Annotated in this window: 16 protein-coding genes; 8 read left to right on the top strand and 8 right to left on the bottom strand. The window is 60.8% G+C overall.

Features of this window, described 5'->3' with window-relative positions; translation table 11 throughout:
• Positions 1-48: 48 nt before the first annotated feature.
• Complete coding sequence (locus H6M51_RS03225) at positions 49-1,026, bottom strand: LysR family transcriptional regulator (RefSeq protein ID WP_210314694.1); 978 nt, start codon at positions 1,024-1,026, stop codon at positions 49-51.
• Positions 1,027-1,452: 426 nt separating this feature from the next.
• On the opposite strand from H6M51_RS03225, the gene speB reads away from it, so the two are divergent.
• Entirely contained in the window at positions 1,453-2,490 is a 1,038-nt protein-coding gene (speB, locus tag H6M51_RS03230; RefSeq protein WP_185808464.1) for an agmatinase, read from the top strand.
• A 56-nt stretch (positions 2,491-2,546) separates the two neighbouring features.
• Positions 2,547-3,032 (top strand): DUF3237 domain-containing protein, encoded by a 486-nt coding sequence (locus H6M51_RS03235; RefSeq protein WP_185808465.1) that lies wholly within the window; start codon positions 2,547-2,549, stop codon positions 3,030-3,032.
• A 255-nt stretch (positions 3,033-3,287) separates the two neighbouring features.
• Here H6M51_RS03235 and H6M51_RS03240 read toward each other — a convergent pair whose 3' ends face one another.
• Positions 3,288-4,148, bottom strand: a complete 861-nt coding sequence (locus H6M51_RS03240; protein ID WP_185808466.1) for a LysR substrate-binding domain-containing protein — start codon at positions 4,146-4,148, stop codon at positions 3,288-3,290.
• An 88-nt stretch (positions 4,149-4,236) separates the two neighbouring features.
• Between H6M51_RS03240 and H6M51_RS03245 the strand changes: the two genes are divergently transcribed.
• The gene (locus H6M51_RS03245) at positions 4,237-5,223 is read left to right on the top strand and encodes a bile acid:sodium symporter family protein (protein ID WP_185808467.1); all 987 of its coding nucleotides are present in this window, start codon (positions 4,237-4,239) and stop codon (positions 5,221-5,223) included.
• A 95-nt stretch (positions 5,224-5,318) separates the two neighbouring features.
• Here the strand turns inward: H6M51_RS03245 and H6M51_RS03250 are convergent, their stop codons facing one another.
• The 3 genes from H6M51_RS03250 to H6M51_RS03260 are packed head-to-tail and all read right to left on the bottom strand — an operon-like array spanning position 5,319 to position 8,120.
• The gene (locus tag H6M51_RS03250; RefSeq protein ID WP_246780383.1) at positions 5,319-6,329 is read right to left on the bottom strand and encodes a LacI family DNA-binding transcriptional regulator; all 1,011 of its coding nucleotides are present in this window, start codon (positions 6,327-6,329) and stop codon (positions 5,319-5,321) included.
• Between the two features lie 47 nt (positions 6,330-6,376).
• Positions 6,377-7,366, bottom strand: coding sequence for an ABC transporter permease (locus H6M51_RS03255; RefSeq protein WP_185808468.1), 990 nt, complete (start codon positions 7,364-7,366; stop codon positions 6,377-6,379).
• A 13-nt stretch (positions 7,367-7,379) separates the two neighbouring features.
• Complete coding sequence (locus H6M51_RS03260) at positions 7,380-8,120, bottom strand: ATP-binding cassette domain-containing protein (RefSeq protein ID WP_185808469.1); 741 nt, start codon at positions 8,118-8,120, stop codon at positions 7,380-7,382.
• Positions 8,121-8,271: 151 nt separating this feature from the next.
• On the opposite strand from H6M51_RS03260, the gene H6M51_RS03265 reads away from it, so the two are divergent.
• From H6M51_RS03265 to H6M51_RS03285, 5 genes are all read left to right on the top strand, one after another.
• On the top strand, positions 8,272-9,252 hold the full coding sequence (locus H6M51_RS03265) for an NAD(P)-dependent oxidoreductase (protein ID WP_185808470.1): 981 nt from the start codon (positions 8,272-8,274) through the stop codon (positions 9,250-9,252).
• Between the two features lie 40 nt (positions 9,253-9,292).
• Positions 9,293-10,285, top strand: coding sequence for a sugar-binding protein (locus tag H6M51_RS03270; RefSeq protein WP_407073546.1), 993 nt, complete (start codon positions 9,293-9,295; stop codon positions 10,283-10,285).
• Between the two features lie 131 nt (positions 10,286-10,416).
• Entirely contained in the window at positions 10,417-11,364 is a 948-nt protein-coding gene (locus H6M51_RS03275) for a sugar-binding protein (RefSeq protein WP_185808471.1), read from the top strand.
• Positions 11,365-11,443: 79 nt separating this feature from the next.
• Positions 11,444-12,943, top strand: a complete 1,500-nt coding sequence (locus H6M51_RS03280; RefSeq protein ID WP_185808472.1) for a sugar ABC transporter ATP-binding protein — start codon at positions 11,444-11,446, stop codon at positions 12,941-12,943.
• A 9-nt stretch (positions 12,944-12,952) separates the two neighbouring features.
• A complete protein-coding gene (locus H6M51_RS03285; protein ID WP_246780384.1) occupies positions 12,953-13,987 on the top strand; it encodes an ABC transporter permease in 1,035 nt (344 codons plus the stop codon).
• A gap of 29 nt (positions 13,988-14,016) precedes the next feature.
• Here H6M51_RS03285 and H6M51_RS03290 read toward each other — a convergent pair whose 3' ends face one another.
• From H6M51_RS03290 to H6M51_RS03300, 3 genes are read right to left on the bottom strand one after another with little or no spacing between them, the layout of a single operon-like run.
• Positions 14,017-14,856 carry a CoA ester lyase gene (locus tag H6M51_RS03290; RefSeq protein WP_185808473.1) on the bottom strand — a complete coding sequence of 280 codons (840 nt, stop codon included), beginning with the start codon at positions 14,854-14,856 and terminating at the stop codon, positions 14,017-14,019.
• Positions 14,853-15,305 carry a MaoC family dehydratase gene (locus H6M51_RS03295; protein WP_185808474.1) on the bottom strand — a complete coding sequence of 151 codons (453 nt, stop codon included), beginning with the start codon at positions 15,303-15,305 and terminating at the stop codon, positions 14,853-14,855. Before H6M51_RS03295 ends, H6M51_RS03290 begins: the two co-directional genes overlap by 4 nt.
• Complete coding sequence (locus H6M51_RS03300) at positions 15,305-17,161, bottom strand: biotin carboxylase N-terminal domain-containing protein (RefSeq protein WP_185808475.1); 1,857 nt, start codon at positions 17,159-17,161, stop codon at positions 15,305-15,307. Before H6M51_RS03300 ends, H6M51_RS03295 begins: the two co-directional genes overlap by 1 nt.
• Positions 17,162-17,165: the final 4 nt, after the last annotated feature.

Consider the following 17,165-nt stretch of genomic DNA (forward strand, 5'->3'; position numbering starts at 1 on the left):
GTGGCCGGCAGTTTTCGCGCGTATCGGATGCCGCTCGGCGAGGGTCGGTCAGCGGCTCTCTCTGGAATGAAGGCTGGCAGGCTTTGCGCTCGTCGCCCCTTCGTTCCTGGCCTTGCTGATGACCTCGATGAAGGCCTTGATGATCGGCCTGCTCTTCCAGTCCTCCAGTGTCGCGATCTGGAACTTCGCTTTATAGGAGAACAGGCTGGGGCGGATCAGTCTCATCTGACCTGCCTGAACGAAGGGATCTGCATAATGATCCGGCAGATAGCCGAGATAGCCACCTGAAAGGATCAGGAAAGCTTCGGCTTCCATGTTCGAGACGGTCGCATGCGGGGTGGCGATAGCGAAGATCTTGATGTCTCGTGCCGCCCAATAGCTACGACCAATGATCCGATACGTCCTGACGAGGTCGATGCCGATTTCATCGTCGGGGACAGCAAAAAGCGGATGGCCCGAGCCGCAGTAAAAATTCTGCTGTTCATCGTAAAGATCGATATAGGAAAGCCCCAGGGCCATGCGCGGGAAACTTCCGATTGCCAGGTCAAGCTTTCGCGCGACCACGTCCCTCAGCAGTTCGCCGGGTGATCGCGTGTCGATCAAGAGGTGCAGCGACGGCGCAATTTCGGAAAGGGTCGCAAAAGTCGAGGCAATCGGCGAGTTGGGATCCGTGATCATGTTGTCGACCAGGCCGACAGACAGGTTGCCGCTGAGATTGGATTTCAGGCCAGCGACCTTACGACTGAAATGATCGAGCGAACCAAACAAGCGCTGGCATTCTTCAAAGACAAGCCTGCCGCTTTCGGTCAGCTCGAACCCGCCTCTGCCACGTTTGCACAGGGTCAGTCCCAGTCTGTGTTCCAGCGACGAGATTTTTTCCGAAATCGTCGACAGCGAGAGGTTGAGCTCGGCCTGAGCGGCGGAAAGTCCGCCCGACTCGACAACCTTGATGAAGATCCGGATGAGACGGACGTCCATGTTGTCGACGGAGATCAGGTTGCGACCCGTGTTCCCCTTCTTCGGCATCCCCTCACTCCCTTTTGCCGCCGGTAACGGTGCCCGCACCATTAATCCTCACGGGCGAAACTAGGGGGCACATGAACAGTTCGCAAGCAGCAAACAAACCTCACACGCTGCGCCGCCGGCGAAAAGTTGGATCCACTGGCGGCAGGCGTTGGGAGGATCGGGCGAAACAGCCTAGATTGGAAAGGCCAATCGATGCGCAGGGCTCCGGGAGGTTTGCGAACTTCAGGTCCAAAATGCTCGCTTGGCGCTGTCAGCGCCACGCACTTCCAGAGATGTTCGCCTGTCTTCTCTGCTCCCCCGACGATCATCGTTCCCGCCTGACCGGAGATACATCAGGATTCGGTCGTCATTCACTTCGAAGAAAACGGAAGTATGCGGAATTGGATGGGCTTTAGTATCTGCCTTCACGATTAGGAGATGGACGACATGGCGGACGAAGCACATCTGAAGGCACTGCGGGAGAAATACGGCAACGCATCTGGCGGCGATATATTCGATCCCCATTTCAAGAGCGTAGCGGAAGCGCAGTTTACCGGAGGAGACAAGAGAAAGTGGCCGTTCGCGGGTATTCCGACACTCCTTGACGCCCCGGCAATGCCTGAGGCTGCTGCCTTGGACGATTTTGGCGGGCTCGATATCGCACTGGTCGGCGTCCCCATGGATCTCGGAGTGACGAACCGCAACGGCACGCGTTTCGGGCCCCGTGCGCTTCGCACGATCGAACGGGTCGGGCCGTACGACCATGTCCTCCGCGTCTCGCCCATGTCGAAGGCGAAGGTTGCCGATATCGGTGACGTGCCGATGCAGAGTCGCTATGATCTCAGCCGTTGCCATGAAGACATCGAAGCGTTTTACCGGCGCCTCGTGGCAGCCGGTGTGCGGCCGCTGAGCGTGGGCGGAGATCACTCGATCTCCTCATCCATCCTGAAAGCCGTCGGCGCCAAGGAACCGGTGTGCCTGATCCACATCGATGCGCATTGTGACACTGCCGGCCCCTATGAAGGAACCAAGTTCCAGCATGGCGGACCGTTTCGCCTTGCGGTGCTAGATGGTGTGGTCGATCCAAAGCGGACGATCCAGATCGGGATACGCGGGCCTGCCGAGTATCTCTGGGAGTTCTCCTATGAGAGCGGCATGACGGTGGTTCATGCCGAGCAGGTTCGAGAGGGCAACATTGAGAATATCATTGCCCAGGCCCGCGCTCTCGTCGGTGATCGCCCAACATACATTTCCTTCGATATCGACAGCGTCGACCCTGGCTTCGCTCCTGGGACCGGAACGCCCGAAGTTGGCGGCCTTGCCCCGCGTGAAGTCCTGCAAATCCTGCGGGGTCTGGCTGGACTGAACATCATTGGCGGCGATGTCGTGGAGGTCGCTCCTCAATACGATCCATCAACCAACACCGCTCAGATCGCAGCGCAAGTCTTGCATACGATCCTATGCTTGATGGTGATGGCGCGGTAGAAGGTCGTCGCTAGCTCGAAGTAACCCATCAACTGAATGCATGCTGGGAGGATCCCTTGAAGCCTGAACAGAATTCCATCGACATGATCAGCGTGGGTGCCGGACAGACACTCGATCCACCTGCTCTGACAAAGGCCTGTGTGATCCGCGCCGACATAGGCTCGGCGATCGAATTCAAGACAAGCGAGGGTTATGTTCGGGCCTACTTCCCGATCGTCGGCGGCGAGGTCCTGGGCAAAGGCTGGAAGGGGCGGATCGTACCAGGTGGCGCGGACTTTGCCGTGGCCTTGGCTGACGGTTCCTACGCAATCGAAGCCCGCTACATGCTGGAGATGGAGGACGGAACACCTGTCATGGTGACGAACATCGGGAAGATGTTTCCTCAGCCCGACGGGACCTATCACGGACGAACCCGCGCATCACTCGAGGTGCCCGATGGCCCGCACGCGGCCCTCGGCAAGGCGGTGTATTTCGGAACAGCGCTTGCTGAGGCCAACGATCAGGACCACGTCTATATCGAGCTATGGCAGGCAGTGTTGTGATGAAGTCATGCGGCACATCAGGGCAGGGGCTTCCTGGTCACCCGTCCTCAGGCTCGCCGAACCTGGAGCAAGCCTGGAAGGTGCGAAGCCATATTCCGCTGAGAGCGGGTCCGTGCGCTCCAAGACCTGGCCTCTTTACGGTCACCTGAGAATCCCTGTGGTGCGGGTAGCCGCGCCCTGCAGTCGAAACCCATGCCTCCCCAACTTGACCTCGCCCTGGCGAGGTCTTTTTTTGACGGGGCAGGGCCGGCGCGTTCACCGAGCGGGGTGGAGGCCGTTTGCCACTCGTTCGCGAACGAGGCGGGTGAAGGCGGCGACGGTATTGCGGTCAGCACCGGGAGAGGCCACGAGGATGAATTCCACATCTTCGATGATCGGAAGTGCCGAGGGCGGTAGTTCCCGCAGTCCCGACGGTGCGAGATTGCGCGGCTGGACGAGGACGCCCATGCCCGCTCGAGCGGCAGCCGTCAGGCCGCTCAGGCTTTGGCACGAGCAGACGATCCGCCAGGGCTGTCCCGTGCGTTCGAGAGCTTCCATCAACAGTGTTCTTGTCAGGCTCGGCGGTGGGAAGACGATGAGCGGCAGGATCGGTCTTGCCATGATCGCTTCCGGGTCGGCCGCGAGCCAGACCAGCGGTTCACGCAGGATAGCCTCGCCGCGACGGTCGCCAAGCCGACGCTTGGCGAATACAAGATCTAGTTCGCCCTGATCCTGCATATCAGCAAGATCCTTCGACAGGGCCACCGTCAGATTGAGTTCGACGGCGGGATAGTCGGCGATGAAATCTTGCAGGAGGAGTGGAAGCTGGCCAGACACCAGGTCTTCGGAAATGCCAAACCGCAAGCGACCGCGGGGTTGTGCCGCTTCGAACAGCGAGGCTGTCTGTCGTTCCAGCGAGAGCAATTGCCGGGCATGGGGCAGAAGCGCCTCGCCTTCCGCTGTCAAGCGCACCGCATGGGTATCGCGATCCAAAAGCCGCCTGCCGATCAGGGCTTCCAGCCGCTGCAGATGCTGGCTGACCGTGGACTGGCGCAGGCCCAGCTTCTGACTGGCGGCCGTGAAGCTGGAGAGTTGGGCAACCGCAACGAAACTGCGCAAGTGAACGAGATCGAGCATATCACGTTTTCCGATGACTGTTATTTCTTGCATCGTCAATAACGATAACTAGTCTTCACCTTCTGTCCAGATCCCGCCGGAATTGCAGATGAAACGCTTTCTTCCCGATACCTTCACGCTCTTGCTCGTTGTCATGGTGGTTCTGGCAAGCCTGTTGCCGATCTCCGGCGAGCCTGCCAAATGGTTCGGCCTCGCAACCAATCTCGCCGTTGCCTTGCTGTTTTTTCTGCACGGGGCGCGGCTTTCTACCGATGTCGTGGTGGCCGGTTTCCTGCACTGGCGGCTGCAGAGCTTTATTCTGGCGATGACCTTCGTCGTCTTTCCGCTGCTCGGTCTGCTGCTCGGTCTCCTCTCGCCGTGGCTCATTCCACCGGCGCTTTATCTCGGTCTGCTCTATGTCTGTGTGCTCCCGTCGACGGTGCAGTCTTCGATTGCCTTTACCTCCATCGCCGGGGGCAATGTGCCGGCCGCCATCTGTGCCGCATCCGCATCCAACATCCTCGGCATGTTCTTGACGCCCGCGCTCGTGGCGGTTCTCTTCACGGCTGGCGGTCATGTCGGGGTGTCGCTCGACATGATCTGGAAGATCCTGCTGCAGCTATTCCTGCCCTTCGTGCTCGGGCAGGTGCTGCAACCCTTCATCGGCAACTGGATCCGGGCGCGCAAAACGTTGCTTACGCCCGTCGATCGCGGCTCGATCCTGATGGTGGTCTATCTCGCCTTTTCCAATGCGGTGATCGAAGGCATATGGTCGGATTTCTCCACCGCCGATCTAGCTCTGGTGATCGGGCTCGACATCGCGCTGCTCGTCGTCGTCCTGTTGATTACTCTTCTGGGCTCGAAGCTCTTCGGCTTCAGCCGAGAGGATCGGATTGCCGCGATCTTCTGCGGCTCCAAGAAGAGCCTTGCCAGTGGTGTGCCGATGGCGGGCGTCATCTTCGCAGGCCAGTCAGTGGGTGCCATAGTCCTGCCGCTCATGCTGTTCCATCAGATCCAACTCATGGTCTGCGCCTGGCTCGCTCGACGCTATGCCGTGGCCAAGCTGGAGCATGAGCGAGTGGCCCAGGCGGCCTGAACCTCGATTGCGCTTCCCTGCGATCTGTTCGATGCCGGTTCGTCCGAACGGCTATTCGGGAAAACGCGTAGGCGGCGACGCCCGCCAAACATCCCTCAGGCCGACTGGCGTTCGACCAACCGGCATTCGACCTTTAACTGGTCGTGGGAACTGGAGAGCCCGCCGGCCATGTCGGCAAGCAGTTCGACAGCCATGGAGCCCATCTCGAACATCGGTAGATGGAAAGTGGTCAGCGGTGGCATGGTGAATTGGGCAATGTCTCTGTTGTCAAACCCGACCACGGATACATCCGTCGGTATCGACTTTCCGAGTTCCTTCAGGGCCTCTATGCAGCCCAGAGCCATCAGGTCGTTGGCGCAGAAGATCCCGTCAGGAGGGTTCTTCAATTTCATCAGGGCATGGGTCTTCTCATATCCGGAGGAGGGCTCCCAATTGCCGTAATGGACAAGGTCCGGATCATAGGCCAGATCATTGCTGGCGAGGGCTTGCTTATAGCCGCGCAGGCGGTCTCGGGGATTGTCCAGTCCTTCCTGGCCGTTGATCAGCGCAATGCGCTTGCGACCGGAAGCAATGAGCCTCTCGGTGGCGGCACGACCGCCTGCGACGTCCCCCGGCAGGATGGAAGGAAGGCGACGCTCCTGGTCGTAGCAGTTGACCAAAACTGAGGGCACCTTCAGCAGGGGCTCGGCCGGATCAATCTTGCGGGTCAGGATCGTCCCGAAGATATAACCGAGGAGTGTCTGTCCGTCGCAGATCGAGAAGATGCCGCCATCCGGGTCCTCGCCCTTGCGGAATACACCGAGCGTTACGATGATCCCGAGCTCAAGCGCCTTTTCACGCGCGCCTTCGAAGGCCATCGACATCCAGGGGTCGGTCGTCAGTTCATCGACCGCGAAGACGATCACCTTGTTTGTATTCGTCGTGCCGGTTGACGCGCTGGCGGTCGATTTGTTGGCAAGGCGGTAACCGAGTTCCTCCGCCGCATCGAAGACACGCTTGCGCGTCGCTTCGCTGAAGCGGGCGCCGGAACTGCCATTGAGGATGAGGGAAACGGTCGCCTGCGATACGCGCGCCAGCGCGGCCACATCCATCATCGTCGGTTTCAAGGCATTCTCCATGGCGAACACCGTGGTTTCCGAAGCAGAGCTGCGTGTCAGGACCGGAAATGTCTGACACGGTCGAATCCCACGGCGACCACAATGAAAGTACCTATGAACATTCCTTGCCAGAATGTCGAGATGCCGAGCAGGATCAGGGAGTTGCGAATAACCTCTATCAACAGGGCGCCGACCACCGCGCCCAAGGCATTGCCTTCGCCGCCGGCCAAATTGGCGCCGCCAATGACGGCTGCTGCGATCACTGTCAGTTCCATCGCCTGGCCCAGATTGGTGGTGACGCTTCCGAGCCATCCGGCCATCAGGATGCCGGCGAGCCCTGCCGTCAGCGCCGAGAACATGTAGATGCTGACTTTCATCCTTTGCACGGGAATACCGGTCAGGACTGCGGCATTCTCGTTGCTGCCGATGGCAAAGAGATGTTGTCCCCAGCGTGTCCACTTGAAAGTGAGCGACATCAGAATCGTGAGCACGGCCAAGACATAGAGGGGATGTGGAATGCCAAGGGTGGATCCGCCGCCAATCCATATCAGCAGTTCGTGGTCGGGGCCAAAATTGTAAATCATCTTGTTGTCGGAGAGCACCATGGCGAGCGAGCGGGCCGCCGAGAGCGTTCCGAGCGTGACCACGAAGGGCGGCATGCGGGCATAGGCCACGAGCACGCCGTTCAGCAGCCCGACAAGAAGAGCTGCAGCGAGAGCAAGGGGCGCGGCCAGAAGGAAGGGTGTGCCCGCTTCCATGGTCACGCTGATCACCATGGCGCTCAGCACGACGGTGGAGCCGACGGAGAGGTCGATGCCGCCTGAGGCAATGATGGCCGTCATGCCAATTGCGATGATGGCGACGAAGGCGAAGTTGCGAGCAACATTGAAGAGGTTGCGCTCAGTGGCGAAACTGTCCGTCAGCAGGCTGAGTGCCAGACACGCGAGGACTGCCGCCAAGAAAACCCAGAACAATTGTTGGCCAGATATCCGAGAGAGCCAGCTGCGATGCTCGCTTCGCGCAATGATTTCCTCCAGAGTCGTCATAGCAAGTCCCCTCTCATGCGGCTTCGATGGCGCCGGTGATCAAGCCGGTCACCTCTTCGGGTGATGAGCGATCGGCGCGTTTGCTGCAGACGAGCTCTCCGCGCCTTAAGACGGCAATCCGATCCGATACGCCGAAAACGTCGGGCATGCGGTGGCTGATGAGGATGACGCTGATACCCTGGTCGCGAAGACGCCTGATGACATCGAGGACCTCCGCCACCTGCCGCACCGAAATCGCTGCAGTCGGTTCATCCATCATGACGATCTTTGGCTGTGACAGGAGCGTGCGTGCGATTGCCACCGCCTGGCGTTGGCCGCCCGACATGCGGCGCACCAGATCGCGGGGTCTCGTTTCCGATTTCAGCTGTTTGAAGAGGCTGGCTGAGACCCGGTTCATGTCGGCATAGTCGATGTAGCGCAATGGCCCGAGCTTGCGCATGGTCTCCCGCCCCAGGAAGACATTGGACGCGGCCGAGAGATGATCGCAAAGCGCGAGGTCCTGATAGACGACCTCAACGCCGTGCCTTTGTGCATCGCGGGGGTTGTGAAACGCAACCTGTTGGTCATCGATGCGGATTTCGCCGGTGGAGGGCGGGAAGTTGCCGGCGATGATTTTCACAAGGGTGCTCTTGCCGGCACCATTGTCCCCCATCAGCCCCAGAACCTCTCCGGGCTCGATTGCAAGACTGACGCGGGTCAAGGCCTGTATGGCGCCATAACTCTTTGAAATCTCATGCAATGACAGTCGTGACACGCTCCGCCCTCCCTCGGCTTGTTTCACTGTGGCCGCTCAAGCGCAGCATAGCTCGTGTGGCTTGATGGCGCAAATTGATATTAATGATGCTTGACTTAATATTATTACTAATTATTAATCGTGCAACTTGAGAAAGAAAAGGGAGGCGTGGATGCGGTTGCTTGTGACGGGCGCCACCGGAAAGGTGGGGCAGGCCTTCCTGCCCGCATTTTTCGCCCATCCGCGCTTTGCGGAATGGGACGTCGTCGCCCTTTGCAACAATCGTCTCCTGCAGCCTGCGCCGCGTCTCTCGGTCGAAAGGGGCTCGGTTGCGGATGCCCAGGTCATTGCCAGAGTGCTCAGCGGCGTGACGCATGTCCTGCATCTCGCCGCCGTTAAGGAAACACCCGATCAGGCTATCGATGTTGCGCTGAAGGGGCTCTATCTCTTGCTCGACCGCTTCAGCCGTCTTCAGACGCGGCGGCAGTTCGTGCTGCTCAGCGGTGACTGCGTCGTCGGTCACATCTTCCATGGCTATGACGCGCCGATCACCGAACAGGCGCCGAGGCGAGCCTATCGGGGCGTCTACGCTCTGACCAAGGTGCTGGAAGAGACGATGCTGGAACAGTTCGGCATTCAGGAAGGCCTGAACTGGACCACGCTTCGCGCCCCATGGATCATGGAGAAGGACGACTTTCGGTTCGCCTTCGAGCTGGGCGACGATCAGTTTGGCGGGCCGGCCTGGACTGACCTCATGGCTGTCGATGAATTGCAGGTGTCGAGGCAAGATCGCGTCCTGCCCGTCATGCGCGATGGCAAGGGCGGCTATCTGAAGCGCAACTTCATCCACGTCGACGATCTGGTGAAGGCGATCCTGGCTGCGCTCGACAATCCGGCTGCCTATGGCGAATTGTTCAACGTCGCCATGGATCGACCCGTGGACTATGGCGCGGTGGCGGATCTCCTGGAAACGTCCGGCAACATGCAACGTCGCGACATCGCAACGTCCTTTCACAGCAATTGGCTCGACAATTCAAAGGCCCGGATGGTGCTCGGCTGGCAGCCGGAGATCGATCTGGAAGGGCTCGTCGAGCGCGCCTGGAGTTACCGGCGCGCGGCGGATGATCCACGCATCATTTGGTATCCCGGCTGAGCAGGAGGGCTTGCCGGCGATTAGGAGGAGGAGAAAGGCAATGAAATCACGTTTCTTGGCATTCACTGCAATACCTGTTCTGATGCTGCTCGCCGGTGAAGCCGCGGCGGAAGGCAAGAAGACCCTGGCCATCGTCGTGAAGGGGCTGGACAATCCGTTCTTCGAGCAGATCAATCTCGGCTGCAAGAAATGGATGTCGGAGAATTCCGACAGCGAATACGAATGCCTCTACACCGGACCCGCCTCTTCGGCTGATGAAGCCGGTGCGGTCCAGATCGTCGACGATCTGCTCACACGCGGGGTCGCAGCCATTGCGATTTCGCCTTCGAACGCGCCCGCCATGGCCAACCGCCTTCGGGAAATCGCCCCGACCGTACCGGTCATGACCGTCGATGCCGACCTGCTCGAAGCCGACCACGGACTGCGCAAGACCTATCTCGGCACAGACAACTATCTGATGGGCGTGAAGATGGCGGAGGAGGCCAAGAAGCTGAAGTCCGAGGGAGGCACGGTGTGTCTTCAGCTCGGAAACGTGGCCGCAGCCAACATCAATGCCCGTGCTCAGGGGTTCCGCGATACGATCGCGGGAGCCAAGGATGTTGATCGTCTCACCGGCCAGAATGGCTGGACGGAGATCGAGGGCTGCCCCGTCTTCACAAACGATCAGGCCGACCTTGCCAACCAGCAGATGTCCGATGTGTTCACGGCGCATCCTGATCTCGATGCTTTCATTCTGATCGGCGGCTGGGCGCAGTTTGCACCGCAGGCCTATACCCAGGTGACCGACCAGGTGATGGACAAGCTCAAGTCCAAGGACCTGATCATCGTCGCGGGCGACACACTGCCGCCGCAGACGCAAGCCTTCCGCGAAGGGCGCAGCCACGCGCAGGTCGGCCAGCGGCCCTTCGAGATGGGCTACAAGGCGCCCGACGTGATGATCCAGCTCATCAAGGGCGAGACAGTCGAGGACCCGCTCTTCACCGGTCTCGACGTCTGCAACGCCGAAGATCCGGGCTTCTGCAAGGACAACTGACCAAGAGGGGCGAGGGAGGCTACTCGCTCGTCCCTTCCGCATGCGGCAGCCTGCGGTGCGAAAGCGCTGCATGTCGGCTGCTGTCCGTCAACAGGATGCAGCCTGAGAGGAGAGGGCTGCGGGAGGACATCATGAAACCACTTACCATAACAGCCATCGCTGCGATCATGGGCATCGTCGCCACACCAGCCGTGGCACAGGACAAGCAGGCGCTCGCCTTTGTCGTTAACGCCGCGTCCGATTTCTGGAAACTGGCCGAAGCGGGCGTCAAGGCGGCGCAGGCTGAACTGTCAGACTTCGAGCTTCAGTTCCGGTATCCCGCCCAGGGCACTGCGGCGCTTCAGAACGCCCTCATGGATGACCTGGTGGCAGCGGGGACCGATGCAATCATGATCTCGTCGGTTGATCCGAAGAACTCTGTGGACGCCTTCAACCGTATTGCCGACCAGGTTCCACTCTTCACCACCGATAGCGATGCTCCGCAGTCCAAGCGGATCGCCTATCTCGGCTCGTCCAACACGCTCGCCGGTGTCCAGGCCGGCGAGATCGCTGTCAAGGCGCTGCCGAACGGCGGAAAATGCATGGGCTTCGTCGGGTTCCTCGGTGCCGACAATGCGAAAGAGCGCATCGCCGGCTTCAAGCAGGCGGTGGAGGGCAAATCGATCGAACTCGTCGATGTGCGCGGTGACGATGTCGATTTCGCGCGCGCCCGCTCGAATGTCGACGACGTGCTCGCCGCCAATCCGGACATCGACTGCATGGTCGGCTTCTATTCCTACAATCCGCCCAAGATCTACGAGGCCCTGCAAGCAGCGGGCAAGCTCGGCGCCATCACTGTGATCGCCTTCGACGAAGATCCGATCACGCTTGGCGCGGTGCGCGAAGGCAGTTTCGCTGGCACAGTGGTGCAGGACCCCTATCAGTGGGGCTATCAGGGCATGAAGCTGATGGCCGCCTATCTCAAGGGCGACAAGTCCCAGGTGCCGGCCGACGGGCTGATCATCGTGCCAACGCAGGTCATCGACAAATCGAATGTCGATGACTTCGAAAAGCAGCTCAAGGAGCGGATCGGCGGCTGATCGGCCTGCCGGTCAGCGACCTGCGCGGACACTCCGGGTCCGCGCAGGTACTTTCATTTCAGCTCAGGGTATTCCACCGATGTCTGCTGCCGCGCCCATATCGCTCGATCTCGTCGGGATCACGAAGGTTTATCCCAGTGCCGTCGCCCTCGATTGCGTGTCGCTCAGCATCCGCGGCGGGGAAATCGTGGGGCTGATTGGAGAAAACGGCGCTGGAAAGTCGACATTGATGAAGGTGCTGGGAGGCACGATTGCGCCCGACGAGGGCGAGATCATCATCGACGGCCAGACGGTCGCTTGTCTGACGCCGGCCCAGGCGTTGAAACATGGCATTGCATTCGTGCATCAGGAACTCAACCCGTTCGCCAATCTCGATGTCGCGGGCAATGTGATGCTCGGGCGTGAGTTGCGCCACGGCCCCTTCGGCTTCATCGACCACGACGCGATGGCGAGGCGTGTGAGGCCGTTGCTGGATATGCTTGGTGCGCGCTTCCAGTCTTCGACACCGGCCGCCAAACTCTCGCTAGCCGATCAGCAATTGATGGAAATCGCCAAGGCTTTGTCGACGAATGTTCGGCTGCTGATCCTTGACGAGCCGACATCGAGCCTCACCCTCGCCGAAACACAGCGGTTGCTGGAGGTGGTCAGGCGTCTGCGTTCGGATGGCGTGGCCGTCCTCTACATCACGCACCGGCTGACCGAGATGGGGGAGGTCGCCGATCGCGTGGTTGGACTTCGGGACGGGCGCAATGCCGGAGACCTTCATGGAGGCAGCATCAATCGGGACGCCATGGTCCGCCTGATGATCGGGCGCGATGTCGCGCAGTTCTACACGCCACCGGACACGACGTCCGGCGAAGTCGTCTTGCAAACGCGAGCCTTGCGAACGCAGGCCCACCCCGAAGCGGTGGTTGATCTCGAGATCCGCAGGGGCGAGATCCTCGGGCTAGCCGGACTGGTGGGGGCCGGGCGGACAGAGCTTGCGAGGGCTCTTTTCGGGATCGATCCCGTGCATGATGGGCATGTCGAGATCCATGGAAAGCCTATCCCGCCGGGATCGGTGCCGGCGGCGATCGCTGCGGGTATCTGCCTCGTGCCGGAAGATCGAAAATCCGAAGGTCTGTTTCTTGATTTTTCACTCACCGAAAACGTGGTCATGCCAAGCCTCTCCGCTCTTTCGCGGGCCGGGTTTGTCGATCGCCAGGCCGAGACGGATGAGGCAGATCGCTTTCGCAGTCGGTTGTCGATCCGTGCAAAGCGGCTCGACCGCGCGGTCAGCGAGCTTTCGGGCGGGAACCAGCAAAAGGTGGTTCTGGCCAAATGGCTCGGGCTCAATCCGAAGCTAATCATCCTCGACGAGCCGACGCGAGGGATTGATGTGGGCGCGAAGGCAGAGGTCTACCGGCTGATGCGCGATCTCGCGGAAGGCGGGGCGGCCGTGCTGATGATCTCTTCGGACATGGAGGAAGTGATGGGCGTCTCGACGCGCGTGGCAGTCATGCGCCGAGGTGTCATTGCCGGCGTGCTGTCGCGCGAAGACCTAACGGAAGAAGCGATCCTCAGGCTGGCGGTCGGGTAGGAGATCCTTATGCACAAGAAAGACATAGGACTTGCTGTTCTGGTTCTGGTCGTCGCGGCGATCGTGACCGCCGTCAATCCGCGCTTCGTTTCCCCGATCAACCTCGCCAACACCGCCAATCTGATCGGCCTGTTCGGGCTGTTTTCGATTGCCGAGGCTTTCGTCATTGTAACGGCGGGAATCGAGCTTTCCATCGGTTCCGGGATCGCCCTGCTGGGTGTGATCTTCATCGATCTGATTGCCTCGCACGGCGTTCCGTGGCCGATCGCGCTCGCGATCGTCATGGTGCTGTCGGCGGTGATCGGATTGCTGCATGGCTGGCTGATCACACGTCTGAAGCTTCAGCCTTTTGTGGTCACGCTTTGCGGGCTGTTGATCTATCGAGGCATAGCGCGCTTCTACACCAGGGACGGAACTGCCGGTTTCACCTTCGGCACCGATCTCCCGACACTCGAATTCCTCTTTGCCGGTCGAACGGCTGGTGTTCCCCATTCGGTCGTCGCCTTCGGCGTATTTGCCGTCCTTGCCTGGTTCCTGCTTCATCGAACCGTCTTCGGTCGACATCTGCTGGCTGTTGGCAAGAATGAGGAGGCGGCGCGCTATTCGGGGATCAACACTCAACGTGTGATCGTGACAGCCTATGTGCTGTGCACCTTTCTGACGGGGGTCTCGGCAGTGTTCTTCGCGATGTATACGAAGTCCGTCCAGCCGTCTTCGCATGGGAATTTCTACGAGCTTTATGCGATTGCCGCCGCTGTCCTGGGCGGGTTTTCGTTGAGGGGCGGAGAGGGTTCGATCGTCGGGGTGGTGCTTGGGGTCGTCCTTCTGCAGATGCTGCAGAACCTCGTGAACCTGCTCGGCATTCCCTCGTCGCTCAACTTCGCGGTCATGGGGGCCGTCATCCTGATCGGTGTCATCGCCGATACGCAGTTCCATGCCTATCGGCAGAGGCGACATCAGTCCGCCACCCGTTCCGCGCTGGTCGAGGCGTCCCGCTTGCCCTCGCGAAACCCGCGACAGGCCGGGCCGGATTCCGTGACCTAGATCCGATTGTTGCCAGGACGACGGCGGTCTCAGGGGTTCTCGCCAGCAGCTTCAAGCAGGCGTCTTGCCTGCTTGAGATGCGGTGCGTCGAGCATCCGGCCGGCGAACGCGATCGTGCCCCTGCCCGGATTGGCGGCGAAAGCGTCGACGATCGCACGAGCCTGCGCCATTTCCTGCAAGGTCGGCGTGAAGGCCTCGTTGATGATGGGAACCTGCGCGGGATGGATCGCCATCATGCCGTTGAAGCCGTCAAAGCGGGCACGCCGCGCATAGGCTGCGAGCCCGGCGGCATCGGCAAGCGCGGGGAAAACGGTCTCGATCGCCGCTACGCTGGCGGCGTGGGCGCCGAACAGGGTCAGCGAGCGGGCGAGTTCGTAAGGTGCGGTATAGTGGCCCGTCTCGTCGCGTGCACCGATCGCTCCAATCGCCGCCGGCAGATCTTCCGCGCCCCAGGTCAGACCAAGAAGATGGTGTCGCACGGATGCGTAGGAGCCTAGCTGGAAGATCGCGGCCGGGGTCTCGGTCGCAATCGGCAGGATGGGGATGTCGGCCGCTTTCGTACTCAGGGCTTCCACGCTTGAGGCCCCCTCCGCTTTCGGGAGCACCAGCCCCTCCGGCGGCGCGTCGAGGATCGCTGCGAGATCGTCGTCCAGAAGGCCGCTGTCGAGTGGGTTGACGCGGACGAGAAGCGGGATCCTGCCTCTGGCCTGACGGAGGAAGTTGGCCGTCGCCTGCCGGGCTTCGGGCTTGGCGTCCAGCGTCACGGAATCCTCAAGGTCGAGGATCAGGGCATCGGCGCCGTAGCTCAGCGCCTTTTCCATCCGATCGGGCCGGTCGCCCGGGACAAACAGCAGGGAGCGCAGCCTCATTGCGGTCTCCGCGCGACAAGTGCGGAGCGCAGGCAGTGGCAGACCAGTTCGTTGCGCTGGTTGAAGAGTTCATGCCTGAACGTGACGATGCCGGCGGTCGGGCGCGATCTGCTTTCCCGCAAGTTTTCAATTTCTGTTTCGGCCCGCATCGTATCGCCAATGAACACAGGTTTTGGCATGGCGAGCTTGTCATAACCCAGATTGGCGACCAGCGTGCCGAGCGTGGTATCGCCGACCGACAGGCCGACCATCAGCGAAAAGGTGAAGGTGCCGTTCACGAGGATCTGGCCGAATTCGCTTGCCTTGGCCGCTTCGACGTCAAGATGCAGGGGCTGCGGATTGTGGGTCATCAGCGTGAACATCAGATTGTCCGTCTCGGTCACCGTACGCCGGAGCTGGTGGACGATCCTGTCGCCTATCGTCCAATCGTCGAAATAGCGTCCGGCCATCAACCTTCTCCCTCGATCCTGACCAGCAGGCTGCCCTCTACCACCTGACTGCCATGGCTCGCCCTCAGCTCCGCCACCTTGCCATCGAAGGGGGCGTGGAGCACCTGCTCCATTTTCATGGCTTCGATGACGATCAGCGGCTGGCCGCGCTTGACCACGTCTCCCTTGGCAACGGATACGGCGATGATGATGCCGGGCATCGGCGCGATAATGGCGCCGTCGACTGAGCCGGATCCATGCGCACTATGCCCGGCACGCGGTGCCCCGAACGCCCAGGCCTCGCCTTCATGGAAAAGAACCCCGTTTTCCATTCGGACCGTCGTTCGAGCGCCATTCATCTGAACCAGATAGGGCCTCTTTCCAACATCGACGGCCACCTGCCGGTCGATTTCGGCATTGAGGCGAAATCCCGTCAGCATGGTCCAGACATCCTGCGATTGCTTCGGCAACAGGGCCGTGGCCGCGGCCTGCAATACCACTTCAGGCGGTTGGTCCGGAGGCACGAGGTCTTCGGCATGACGCTCGATGAAGCCTGTATCGACGCTACCTGACAGGAAGTCCGGATGGCGGAGCGTGCGGACGAGGAAACCGGTGTTGCTATGCACAGGCCAGATCTCGACTTTTTTCAAGCCGTCGGAAAGCTTGCGGATCGCCTCTTGCCGGCTGGTGCCGTGGCCGATGAGTTTGGCCAGCATCGGGTCGTAATGCGCGGTGACCTCGTCGCCCTGTTCGACGCCACTGTCGATCCGCAGTGTCTCCGGCAGTCGCAGATGGTCGAGCCGACCGATCGACGGCAGGAAACCGGTTGCAGGATTTTCCGCATAGAGCCGGGCTTCCATGGCCCAGCCGGTGATGGAAAGCTGGTCCTGATTCAATGGCAGAGGCTCGCCTGACGCGATGCGCAATTGCCATTCGACCAGATCCTGTCCTGTTATCGCCTCGGTCACGGGATGCTCGACCTGGAGACGCGTGTTCATTTCCATGAACCAGATGCGGTCAGCGCGCAGGCCCTCGGAGGCATCGGCGATGAACTCGATCGTACCTGCGCCGACATAATCGACCGCGCGGGCTGCCGTGACGGCCGCCTGGCAGACCGCATCCCGCGTCACGGCATCCATGCCGGGCGCCGGTGCTTCCTCGATCACCTTCTGGTGGCGGCGTTGCAGCGAGCAGTCGCGTTCGAAGAGATGCACGACATTGCCTTTGGTGTCGCCAAAAACCTGCACCTCGATATGACGCGGCGAGAGGATGTATTTCTCGATCAGCACGCGGTCATCGCCGAAGGATGACGCCGCCTCGCGACGGCAACTTGCGAGGGCGGTGGGGAAATCCTCTGAGCGCTCGACGCGGCGCATGCCCTTGCCGCCGCCACCGGCCACCGCCTTGATCAGCACCGGATAGCCGATGGCATCGGCCTCGCGTTGCAGTCGTTCCGGGCTCTGGTCTTCCCCGATGTAACCGGGTGTGACCGGCACGCCGGCTGCGATCATCCGTTGTTTGGCGGCATCTTTCAGGCCCATGGCCCTGATGGCAGCGGGCGGCGCCCCGACCCAGACGATACCCTCGGCCATCACGGCTTCGGCAAAATCGGCATTTTCCGACAGGAAGCCATAACCCGGATGGATGGCGCTTGCTTCGCTCCTTTTCGCTGCTTCCAGGATCCGGTCCTGACGCAGGTAGCTGTCGCGTGCCGGCGCCGGACCGATCGGCATAGCCTCATCGGCCTCGCGCACGAAGGCCATCTCAGCATCCACATCCGAATGGACCGCGATCGTTCGGATGCCAAGCCGCCTTGCCGTGCGAATGATGCGCCGGGCGATTTCACCACGATTGGCGATCAAGAGGCTTTCGATCATCTTT

This window comes from Rhizobium sp. AQ_MP, from assembly GCF_014237835.1.
Taxonomy (GTDB): domain Bacteria; phylum Pseudomonadota; class Alphaproteobacteria; order Rhizobiales; family Rhizobiaceae; genus Allorhizobium.

Excerpts from the sequence above, each read along its gene's own strand:
- H6M51_RS03225 (WP_210314694.1), bottom strand. The coding sequence starts at position 1,026 with ATGCCGAAGAAGGGGAACACGGGTCGCAACCTGATCTCCGTCGACAAC.
- speB (WP_185808464.1), top strand. The coding sequence starts at position 1,453 with ATGGCGGACGAAGCACATCTGAAGGCACTGCGGGAGAAATACGGCAAC.
- H6M51_RS03240 (WP_185808466.1), bottom strand. The coding sequence starts at position 4,148 with ATGCTCGATCTCGTTCACTTGCGCAGTTTCGTTGCGGTTGCCCAACTC.
- H6M51_RS03245 (WP_185808467.1), top strand. The coding sequence starts at position 4,237 with ATGAAACGCTTTCTTCCCGATACCTTCACGCTCTTGCTCGTTGTCATG.
- H6M51_RS03255 (WP_185808468.1), bottom strand. The coding sequence starts at position 7,366 with ATGACGACTCTGGAGGAAATCATTGCGCGAAGCGAGCATCGCAGCTGG.
- H6M51_RS03265 (WP_185808470.1), top strand. The coding sequence starts at position 8,272 with ATGCGGTTGCTTGTGACGGGCGCCACCGGAAAGGTGGGGCAGGCCTTC.
- H6M51_RS03270 (WP_407073546.1), top strand. The coding sequence starts at position 9,293 with ATGAAATCACGTTTCTTGGCATTCACTGCAATACCTGTTCTGATGCTG.
- H6M51_RS03275 (WP_185808471.1), top strand. The coding sequence starts at position 10,417 with ATGAAACCACTTACCATAACAGCCATCGCTGCGATCATGGGCATCGTC.
- H6M51_RS03280 (WP_185808472.1), top strand. The coding sequence starts at position 11,444 with ATGTCTGCTGCCGCGCCCATATCGCTCGATCTCGTCGGGATCACGAAG.
- H6M51_RS03285 (WP_246780384.1), top strand. The coding sequence starts at position 12,953 with ATGCACAAGAAAGACATAGGACTTGCTGTTCTGGTTCTGGTCGTCGCG.
- H6M51_RS03290 (WP_185808473.1), bottom strand. The coding sequence starts at position 14,856 with ATGAGGCTGCGCTCCCTGCTGTTTGTCCCGGGCGACCGGCCCGATCGG.
- H6M51_RS03295 (WP_185808474.1), bottom strand. The coding sequence starts at position 15,305 with ATGGCCGGACGCTATTTCGACGATTGGACGATAGGCGACAGGATCGTC.
- H6M51_RS03300 (WP_185808475.1), bottom strand. The coding sequence starts at position 17,161 with ATGATCGAAAGCCTCTTGATCGCCAATCGTGGTGAAATCGCCCGGCGC.